Source organism: Streptomyces sp. NPDC002671, assembly GCF_053592475.1.
Map to the genome: position 1 here is coordinate 1 of NZ_JBSFVU010000025.1, position 9,527 is coordinate 9,527.

The following is a 9,527-nucleotide window of genomic DNA, read 5'->3' on the forward strand; positions in this document are numbered from 1 at the left end:
GCGCCTCGGTGGTGCCGCCGAGGATCAGGACGTGCACGGGCATGAGGGTGAGCGTACGAGGTCGTACCGGCCGTTCCGGAGCCCGGGTCGCTACGCGGCCGGGCTCGGTGTGGCTCTGGTGACCAACACGACGTCCCGTACGCGGGCGTCGATCGCCGCGACCCTGTCGGGGGCCGCGTTCGAGGTGAGCGCCGAGAACGTGCTCACGGCGCCCGCGGCCACCGCAGCCCACCTCGCCGCGCGCTTTCCGGGAGACGTGGTCGTGCTCGGCGGCGCCGGGCCCGAGTTCGGCTACGCGGCGCTCAACCGGGCCTTCGGGTACCTCGCACAGTGGGCTGCGGCCGTCCTGTCCGACCTGTCCGTGGCAGGTCAGAGCGCGAGACCGGTGAGAACCAGAACGCGCTCGTATGTGTAGTCGTCCATCGCGAACTTCACGCCCTCGCGGCCCACACCGGACTGCTTCGCACCGCCGTACGGCATCTGGTCGGCGCGGTAGGACGGGACGTCGCCGACGACGACACCGCCGACCTCCAGGGCACGGTGGGCCCGGAAGGCGACCTGGAGGTCGTGCGTGAACACGCCCGCCTGGAGACCGAACTTGGAGTCGTTGACCGCGGCGAACGCCTCGGCCTCGCCGTCCACCTTCTGCACGGTGAGGACGGGTCCGAAGACCTCCTCGCAGGCGATGGTGACGTCGGCCGGGACCTCGGTGAGCACGGTCGGCGCGTAGGAGGCGCCGTCGCGCTTGCCGCCGGCGAGCAGCTTGGCGCCCGCGGCGACGGCCTCGTCCACCCAGGACTCGACGCGCTTGGCGGCGTCCTCGCTGACCAGCGGGCCGACGTCGGTCGCGGAGTCGGACGGGTCACCGGTGACCTGGGTCTCGACGGCGGCGACGATGCGCGGCACCAGGCGGTCGTAGACGGACGCGTCGGCGATCACGCGCTGCACGGAGATGCAGGACTGGCCGCCCTGGTAGTTGGAGAAGGTCGCGATGCGGGTCGCGGCCCAGTCCAGGTCGGCGTCGCTCGCGAAGTCGCCGAGGACGACGGCCGCGCCGTTGCCGCCCAGCTCCAGGGTGCAGTGCTTGCGCGGCACCGAGTCCATGATCGCGTAGCCGACCTTGTCGGAACCGGTGAAGGAGATGACCGGCAGGCGCTCGTCCTGGACGAGGGCGGGCATGCGGTCGTTCGGCACCGGCAGGACGCTCCACGAACCGGCGGGCAGCTCGGTCTCGGCGAGCAGCTCACCGAGGATCAGGCCGGACAGCGGGGTGGCGGGCGCCGGCTTCAGGATGATCGGCGCGCCGGCGGCGATGGCCGGGGCGATCTTGTGGGCGCACAGGTTCAGCGGGAAGTTGAACGGCGCGATGCCGAGCACGACACCCTTCGGGAAGCGCCGGGTGAGGGCGAGACGCCCCTGACCGCCGAGGTCGGTGTCGAGCCGCTGGGCCTCGCCGCCGTTGAACCGGCGGGCTTCCTCGGCGGCGAACCGGAACACGGACACGGCACGGCCGACCTCGCCGCGCGCCCACTTGATCGGCTTGCCGTTCTCGGCGGAGATCAGCTGGGCGATCTCCTCGGTGCGCTCGACCAGGCGCTTGCTGACGTGGTCCAGGGCGGCGGCGCGGACGTGCGCCGGGGTGGCGGCGAACTCGTCCCGCACGGCGTACGCGGCGGCCACGGCCTCCTCGACCTGGGCCTCGTTCGGCACGCTGACCTTGCCGACGAGCCGGCCGTCCCACGGGGAGGTGACGTCGAAGGTGTCTTCGCCGGTGACCTGGCGGCCGGCGAGCCAGAAGGCGTGGGTGGAAGTCATGTGCGAGTCCCGGCCTTTCCGCGTTGGGGGTGTTCTTGCGCTTTCGTGCTCCACGGTAGGGCGGGGGCGGGCGGGGGTCGCTTGTCCGAGTCGTAGCAGTCGGGGGGCGGGGTACGCCGGATTGGCGCGGTCGGCGCCCCATTGGAGGCGGGTGCTACTCCGCCGAGGTCGCCTTCAGGGCCAGCCACAGCTCCATCCGCACGTCCGGATCGTCCAGGCTGCGCCCGAGGATCTCCTCGACCCTGCGCATCCGGTACCGCAGTGTGTGCCGGTGCACGCCCAGGTCGGCCGCCGCCGCGTCCCACTGGCCGTGCCGGGACAGCCACGCCCGCAGGGAGGCCACCAGATCACCGCGCCCCGTCGCGTCGTGCTCGTGCAGCGCCCGCAGCAGCCCGTCGGCGAACGCCTTGACCGCGTCGTCGGCCAGCAGCGGCAGCACCGAGCCCGCCGCCAGTTGCTCGTGCTCCACGAACACCCGCCCCCGCCGCCGCGCCACCGACAGCGCCTGTTCGGCCTGCTTGTAGGCCGCCGCCGCGGCGATCGGCCCGGCCGGTGCCGACAGGCCGACGACCAGCTCGTCGTCGGTGCCCGTCTGGTCCGGCACCGCCCGCGCCGCCTCCAGCGCCGCCGCGTACGCGGCGCACGCGGACACCGCCGCTCCTCCGTCCGCGGCGAGCACCACCAGGCGCTCCCGGTCCGGCACCAGGAGCACGGCCTCCCCGGCGCGCGCGGCGGCCGACTCGACGCTCTCGGCGAGCCCGCCGAGCGGGTCGCCGCCGACATCGGCGGCGGACGAGGCGGCGGCCTTGCCGGGCTTGGCGACGGGCCCGCGCGCGGACGTCTGCGAGGGCGTCTGCACAGGTGCCTGCATCTGCGTGCCGGCATGCGCGTCGGCGTGGGCTCGCGCGGCGGAGCCGGACGCCGACTCGGCGACGATCACACGGAAGGGCGCGTCGAGCAGTCCGTCGTACAGATCCCCGGCGACGGCCCGCGCGTGGTCGGGCTCCCCGGCGAGCAGCATGCGCAGCACGGCCGCGCCGATCCGCTGCTCGGCCGCGCGCAGGGAGCGGGAGCGCTCGGTGGTGAGGGTGAGCAGGGCGATGGCTGAGTGGACGGCGTAGCGCTCGGCGGTGCCGAGGGCCGCCGCCGTGCCGACGGCGAGCGCGGCGCGCGGGCGGCGGCCGGTGCCCAGGGAGTGCAGCTCGATGCGGTCCTCGTTGTCGGGTCCGCCGACCACGGAGGAGGCGGGCGCGGGCCGCTCCCGCAGCCGCTCCACCTCCGCCGTGAGCCGTGCCGCCCTGCGGCCCGCCCACTCGGGCGCGGTGGCGACGACGGCACCGGAGGCGTCGTAGAGCGCCGCCCACCCGTCGACCTGCGCGGCGAGCGCGGCGAGCAGCCCCTCCGGGCCGGAGTTCAGGGTCTGCTTGGTCAGCTCGCGCTGGGCGGCGAAGCCTGCCGTGACCGCCCGGTACTGGTCGGCGGCGATGGCGGCGGACACGGCCTTGCTGATGGCGAGGAACGGGGTGCGGCGCGGCACCTCCAGCAGCGGCAGCCCCTCCTCCCGGGAGGCGTCGACAAGGGCTGTGGGGATCTCCTCGTAATTCACCCCCACGGCGAAGCCGAGCCCGACGACCCCCGCGCCGGCCAGCCGCTTCACGTACCGGCGCATGGCCTCCGGGTCCTCCGCGTCCAGCTTGAGCGCGGTGATCAGCAGCAGCTCGCCGCCCTCCATGTACGGCACGGGGTCGGCCAGCTCACTGACGTGCGCCCAGCGGACGGGCACATCCAGCCGGTCCTCGCCCGCGCGCACGGTCAGCTTGAGCGCGGAGTGGTGGACGAGGGAGGCAAGGGTGAGGGGCATGGGGCCTTCAGCGTGGGGAGGATCGGTGGTGCGGTGATCTTTTGGCCGCCATGTATGAACGGCCTACTCCGATTCTGCCTCACCGTACGATCCGGCGACGCCCTTGAGCCGCAACTCAGCCCCGCAGATCCACCAGCAACGGCGGCGCGTGCTCCCCGCGCACGGTGGTCAACGACAACACCGCATGCCCCGGCGGAACACCGTGCGCCAACTCGGAGGCGGACCAGCGCTCTCGCTCTACCTGGCGGACGGTGACGGCGTCTATGGTGACGGGCTTGCCCGTGCCGAGTTTGCGCACCGCATGAATCAACCGGGTCAGCGGCTGGTCGGAGAACACCGTGTGCTTGGCGACCTCCGTCGTCTCCACCCACTCCGTGCCCCACGCCTGTGCGAACAGGGCGCCCTCCCAGGTCGTGACCCCCGAGAAGGCGGCATGGCAACCGACGGCAGTGATCAGCGGCTGCCGTAGATGCTCCGGTACGTCGCCCAGGGCCCGCAGGCTCAGCACGACGCCGGCGTGACCGTCCCGCAGCCGCCGCAGGGCGCGCACGGACCCGGCGGTGACCGCATGCGTCGCATCGTCCAGGACAAGACAGGCGAACAGCGATCGGTCCCGGCGCGTGGCCATGGTCGCCGTGAACTGGACGAGCAGCAGCCGCGCCAGCAGCTGTGCGGCCTCGGGGTGCGCCCGCTCCGGCAGGTCGATGCGCACCCTGACCGGGTGGTCGAGCGACCGCAGGGTGAAGGGCCGGGCGTCAGCGGACGTGTCGAAGAAGTCGGCGAAAACCGGACGGTCCAGACAGGCGAGCCGGTCGGCGAGAACCACCCCCAGGTCTCCGGGCACGCCTGCCTGCCGTGCCCGTGCGTCCAGTTCCCGGTGCAGAGCGGGATGGATCTGAGGGTCGAGCATCGACGTGAGCCGGTCCAGGGCCGCCGGCTGCCCGTCCAGCAGCTCCCGGAGTTCGGGCACCGACGGGAACCTGCCGTGGACGGCCCAGAAGGGCCCCAGCAGCTGGGCCAGCACGGTCCCCGCGCGCCGCAGGTCGACCTCGGCCCAGTCGCCGGCGAGCACGTCGGCGAGGAGTGCGGCTGCCTCGTCCGGGTCGTCGGTCCCGCCATAGAGGTCGAGGTCGTACGCCGATGTCCGGTCCCCCGGCCTGATCACGATGTCGTAGCCGTCATCGGTCCCCAGAGGCGTTCCAGCGGCGCACACCATGACCAGCGCCGCCTGCCCGGTGAGCGCCTGGAGGGCGAGGGATTCCGCGACGGGCCGTACCAGCCGCTCGGTCTTGCCCGAACCGGACGGGCCGACGACCAGCAGGGAGGTGCCCAGCGCGCCGGGGTCGACGGCCATGCCCACGGTGCGGCGGGCAGGCGGTGTGCGCTCGGCGTCCGCGTAACGGCCGATGCGCACCTGGGAGGTCAACAGGTCATGGGTGGCGGTACGGCCTGGCAGGTCACGCTGCCCGGAGGGGTGCGGGCAGGCGCGGGCGCCGTCCCTGAACACGGCCGAGGTGAACGCGTCCAGGCGCGAGGGGTCGGCCGCCACGGAGGTCCAGGCGCGGCGGATCCTCGCGCAGTCCACGTCGTTCATCCGGCCGGTGCGCACCTCCTCGGCCAGGCGTTCGGCCGCCCCGCTCTGGCCGTAGGCGCGGAGCTCGGGCCAGTCGGCGAGTGTGTCGGCGGCCGGCTCCTCCTGGGCCTCGGACGCCGTCCGGGGGCGCCGCAGGCTGCGCAGCAGCCCCAGCCAGTCGCCCGCGACAGCGAATGGACACAGAGCGAGCAGCGTGAGCACGGTCTTCAACACGTTCAGCCGGTGCAGGGTGCCCGCCGGGTTTCCGGGATCGAACAGCCAGTCGGACGGTGTCACACTCACGGCGAGCGCGTAGTACGGCAGCAGTCCGCGCCAGACAACGAGCCAGGCGACGAGCGCCCCGAGGACGGCTGCACGCAACGCACGCGAAGGCTGCGGACACGCGGTCACGTACCGCCGGACGGCTTCTTTCCAGTTGCCGACGCGTCCGAAGTAGTAGAGGACGAGGGTGGCGAAGAGCGCGTCGTAGACGGCGGTCGCGGTGAGTGCCGCCCGGGGCTGGTCCAGCCCCCACCAGTCGGAGGGGGTGACCAGCTTCAGCAGGATCATCTTGTGGGGCACCAGGTCGTTGTGCCACAGCGACCACACGAGCAGGGCGGCAAGCAGTGCGCCGATCCCCCCGAGCAGCAGTGCCCGGTCCGAGACGCGATCGGCGCTCTCCTCAGGCCGGGGCCGGTATCCGAACCGCCAAAGCCCGGGCGCCGCCTCGGGCCGGGGTGTGCGCAGCCAGGTCAGGAGGGCCGAGCCTTCCGGCTTGGGCGGTGCGCCGGGTGGTACCGGCGGCATCGGTGGTACCGAGAAGGCCCCCCCAGCCCCCTCCACAGGCGTACTCGGGCGCGGTACCGGATTCGCATGCGTGTCGCGCGCGTCCCGTGTGCCGTCGCTGTTCATCGCCCTTGCCCCCTGGCCAGCCGTTCGTCCACCATCAGCGAGCCAATCTAACGCCCCGGCAAGGGGAGTTCACCGCTTACGTGGCCGAGAGGAGTGCTCGACCGGGGGTACCCGGGCCGTGCGGGCTATGTCCACCGCGGACAAGCGAATGGCCCGACAACGCCCACATGGAGCATGCCCACCCCCCATTCCCGGCCCTAGCCTGCGAAGAAAGATAGGTAAGCGTCCGAAAACGCACCGCCGGAGCCGTCCGGAGACAGCCGGAAGAACCCGGGTCCGCCAGGCCGTCCGGTCCGCAAGAACACTCAGGGAGCCCCCATGACCGCACTTCCGCAGGAGCGCCGCGTCGTCACCGCCATCCCCGGCCCGAAGTCGCAGGAACTGCAGGCCCGCCGTACCTCGGTGGTCGCGCAGGGCGTGGGCTCCGTGCTGCCGGTGTTCACCGCGCGCGCGGGCGGCGGCATCATCGAGGACGTCGACGGGAACCGGCTCATCGACTTCGGCTCCGGTATCGCGGTGACGAGCGTCGGTGCGTCCGCCGAGGCCGTCGTGCGCCGGGCCTCCGCCCAGCTCGCCGACTTCACCCACACCTGTTTCATGGTCACCCCGTACGAGGGTTACGTGGAGGTCGCCGAGGCCCTGGCCGAGCTGACCCCGGGCGACCACGCCAAGAAGTCCGCGCTGTTCAACTCCGGCGCCGAGGCCGTCGAGAACGCCGTCAAGATCGCGCGTGCGTACACCAAGCGCCAGGCCGTCGTCGTGTTCGACCACGGCTACCACGGGCGTACCAACCTGACCATGGCGCTCACCGCCAAGAACATGCCGTACAAGCACGGCTTCGGGCCCTTCGCGCCCGAGGTCTACCGGGTGCCCGTCGCGTACGCGTACCGCTGGCCGACCGGTCCGGAGAACGCCGGTCCCGAGGCCGCCAAGATGGCCATCGACCAGATGTCCAAGCAGGTCGGCGCGGACAACATCGCCGCGATCATCATCGAGCCGGTGCTCGGCGAGGGCGGCTTCATCGAGCCGGCCAAGGGCTTCCTGCCGGAGATCGTGAAGTTCGCCAACGAGAACGGCATCGTCTTCGTCGCGGATGAGATCCAGTCCGGTTTCTGCCGGACCGGGCAGTGGTTCGCCTGCGAGGACGAGGGCATCGTCCCGGACCTGATCACCACCGCCAAGGGCATCGCCGGCGGTCTGCCGCTGGCCGCCGTCACCGGCCGCGCCGAGATCATGGACGCCGCGCACGCCGGTGGCCTGGGTGGCACGTACGGCGGTAACCCCGTCGCCTGCGCCGGTGCGCTCGGCGCCATCGAGACGATGAAGGAGCTGGACCTCAACGCCAAGGCGAAGAACATCGAGGCGATCATGAAGTCCCGCCTGGGCGCCATGGCCGAGAAGTTCGACATCATCGGTGACGTCCGTGGCCGCGGCGCCATGGTCGCCATCGAGCTGGTCAAGGACCGCGCCACCAAGGAGCCGAACCCGGAGGCCACCGCCGCCCTCGCCAAGGCCTGCCACCAGGAGGGCCTGCTGGTCCTGACCTGCGGCACCTACGGCAACGTGCTGCGCTTCCTGCCCCCGCTGGTCATCGGCGACGACCTGCTCAACGAGGGCCTCGACATCATCGAGCAGGCCTTCGCGCGCATCTGAGCGAAGTCCGCACCCTGGAAAGGGCTTGAGCCCCGGAAAGGGCTCTGACGGGCACCTACGGCAGGCCGTGTGAAGAAGGTGTGCGAGGTGGATGACGGGATGCCGTTCCGTCTGCCCAAGCGCCCTGACCTGCCGTAGGTTCTACCCAGATGAGAGATACACCCCGCCCACAGGGGACTGTGGGCGGCACCAGGCCGGGGCCTCCCCAGCTTCGACCTGGTCGTGCCCTCGCGCACACATCCGGCGCCTGACGGCTCCGGGATCTCCTCACCGATCGGACGGTCGCCGCCCCAAACCCCCCGGGGCGCGCGACGTTCCGATCCGGACGGCCGCCTCGGAACCATCCCCCCTGTTCCGGGGCGGCCGACCTCCTTCCAGCCCATCTCTTCCTGCCCTTTCCGTCCGGACCTGCGAAGCTGGGCTCCGTGTCGACCTCAACGGACCCGCGCCTCAAGTACGCGCTGCTGGGCCTGCTCCCGGCCCTCGTCTTCGCCCTGATCACCTGGCAGGTCGTCGCCCACGGCCCGCTGCTGCGCGTGGACGCGCGGCTGAGCCGGGCCCTGGTCCGTCCGGACGGGTTCTCCCGGCTGCTCTCCGATCTGGGCGACATCCAGGTCGCGGTCCCTGTGCTGGCGCTCACCGCGGGGTACGCCGCCTGGCGCGGCCGGGCCGCCGGGCTGCCCCTGTGGTGGCTGCCGCCCGCCGCGGCGGCCCTGCTGATGGTGCTGCTCCCGGCGATCATCATCCCGCTGAAGGACTGGACCGCCCGGCCGGGGACTCCCGCGCTTCCCCCGGCCGTCGGGTTCTTCCCCTCCGGCCACACGGCGACCGCAGCCGCCGCCTACGGCTCCGCGACCCTGCTCCTCCTCCCCTGGCTCCGCACGGTCTACGCCCGCCGTGAGCTGGTCATCGGCTGCGGCGTCGGCAACTTCGGCGTCGGCTACGGGCTGGTCCGGCACGGCTACCACTGGCCGCTGGACGTGGTGGCCAGCTGGTGCCTGTGCGCGGTTCTGCTGACCGCCCTGTCCCCCGTACTCGGCCTCAGCCGAAGTACGCGCCGAAGTTCTTCTGGAACTCCCATTTCGAGTAGCGATCGCAGTTCACCGACCACGTCATCAGACCCCGAAGAGCCCGCCAGGTCCCATGGGTCGCGTACGAGCCGCAGTTCGTCCGCTTCGTCAGGCAGTCCAGAGCCTTCGTGACCTCGGCCGGGGCCGGCGCCGCCCATGGAGTGGTACTGCCGGGCTCCGCGGTACGGATGCCGGTGCCGAGCCAGCGAGTGGCGGTGCCCGGCGGCACGAAGAAGCCCACCCGGCTGCCCCCGAAGTCGGTCGGCACGGGGCCGGGTCGATCGAGGGTGCGGGTGAGCACTTCGAGGGTGGAATAGCCGAGCTCGCCCGGCCATTCGACGGCCGCCGCCTTCGCCCCAGTCATCAGAAAGGCCCCCCTCTCGTCGACGCGGTCGCGTCAGGTGGAGAGAGGGAGGCCTTCCGGCGGCATTACGCAGGTTCCGCCACCTGTTCTATCTGACCCGGGTCACATTCCAGCGTCGGTCGCGGCACCGTCATCGGTGGTCGTGGTCCCGGCACCAGCCCCGGTGTCCTGCTGCGGCTGATCCTGCTGGGTCTGGTCCTGCTGGCCCTGATCCTGCTTCGCCTGGTCCTCCTCAGCCTGCCCCGGCTTCGGGTCCTGCTGCGGCTGATCCTGCTGACG

The 9,527-nt window shown here is 72.2% G+C and carries 5 protein-coding genes and 1 pseudogene; 3 read left to right on the forward strand and 3 right to left on the reverse strand.

The window, feature by feature from the left end; translation table 11 throughout:
• Positions 1-31 precede the first annotated feature (31 nt).
• A pseudogene (locus ACWD35_RS31900) lies at positions 32-346 on the forward strand (TIGR01458 family HAD-type hydrolase); the annotation flags it as partial.
• A 23-nt stretch (positions 347-369) separates the two neighbouring features.
• On the opposite strand, the gene ACWD35_RS31905 reads toward ACWD35_RS31900, so the two are convergent.
• From ACWD35_RS31905 to ACWD35_RS31915, 3 genes are all read right to left on the reverse strand, one after another.
• The gene (locus tag ACWD35_RS31905) at positions 370-1,815 is read right to left on the reverse strand and encodes an aldehyde dehydrogenase family protein (protein ID WP_451354819.1); all 1,446 of its coding nucleotides are present in this window, start codon (positions 1,813-1,815) and stop codon (positions 370-372) included.
• A 154-nt stretch (positions 1,816-1,969) separates the two neighbouring features.
• Positions 1,970-3,676, reverse strand: coding sequence for a PucR family transcriptional regulator (locus ACWD35_RS31910; RefSeq protein WP_451354820.1), 1,707 nt, complete (start codon positions 3,674-3,676; stop codon positions 1,970-1,972).
• A gap of 115 nt (positions 3,677-3,791) precedes the next feature.
• The gene (locus ACWD35_RS31915) at positions 3,792-6,056 is read right to left on the reverse strand and encodes an ATP/GTP-binding protein (RefSeq protein WP_451354821.1); all 2,265 of its coding nucleotides are present in this window, start codon (positions 6,054-6,056) and stop codon (positions 3,792-3,794) included.
• A gap of 423 nt (positions 6,057-6,479) precedes the next feature.
• Here ACWD35_RS31915 and gabT point away from each other — a divergent pair, with 423 nt between their 5' ends.
• Positions 6,480-7,814 (forward strand): 4-aminobutyrate--2-oxoglutarate transaminase, encoded by a 1,335-nt coding sequence (gene gabT, locus ACWD35_RS31920; protein WP_451354822.1) that lies wholly within the window; start codon positions 6,480-6,482, stop codon positions 7,812-7,814.
• A gap of 425 nt (positions 7,815-8,239) precedes the next feature.
• Positions 8,240-9,016, forward strand: a complete 777-nt coding sequence (locus ACWD35_RS31925) for a phosphatase PAP2 family protein (protein ID WP_451354823.1) — start codon at positions 8,240-8,242, stop codon at positions 9,014-9,016.
• Positions 9,017-9,527 lie beyond the last annotated feature (511 nt).

Coding starts and splice junctions, on each gene's coding strand:
- gabT (WP_451354822.1), top strand. CDS start 6,480: ATGACCGCACTTCCGCAGGAGCGCCGCGTCGTCACCGCCATCCCCGGC.
- ACWD35_RS31905 (WP_451354819.1), bottom strand. CDS start 1,815: ATGACTTCCACCCACGCCTTCTGGCTCGCCGGCCGCCAGGTCACCGGC.
- ACWD35_RS31910 (WP_451354820.1), bottom strand. CDS start 3,676: ATGCCCCTCACCCTTGCCTCCCTCGTCCACCACTCCGCGCTCAAGCTG.
- ACWD35_RS31915 (WP_451354821.1), bottom strand. CDS start 6,056: ATGCCGCCGGTACCACCCGGCGCACCGCCCAAGCCGGAAGGCTCGGCC.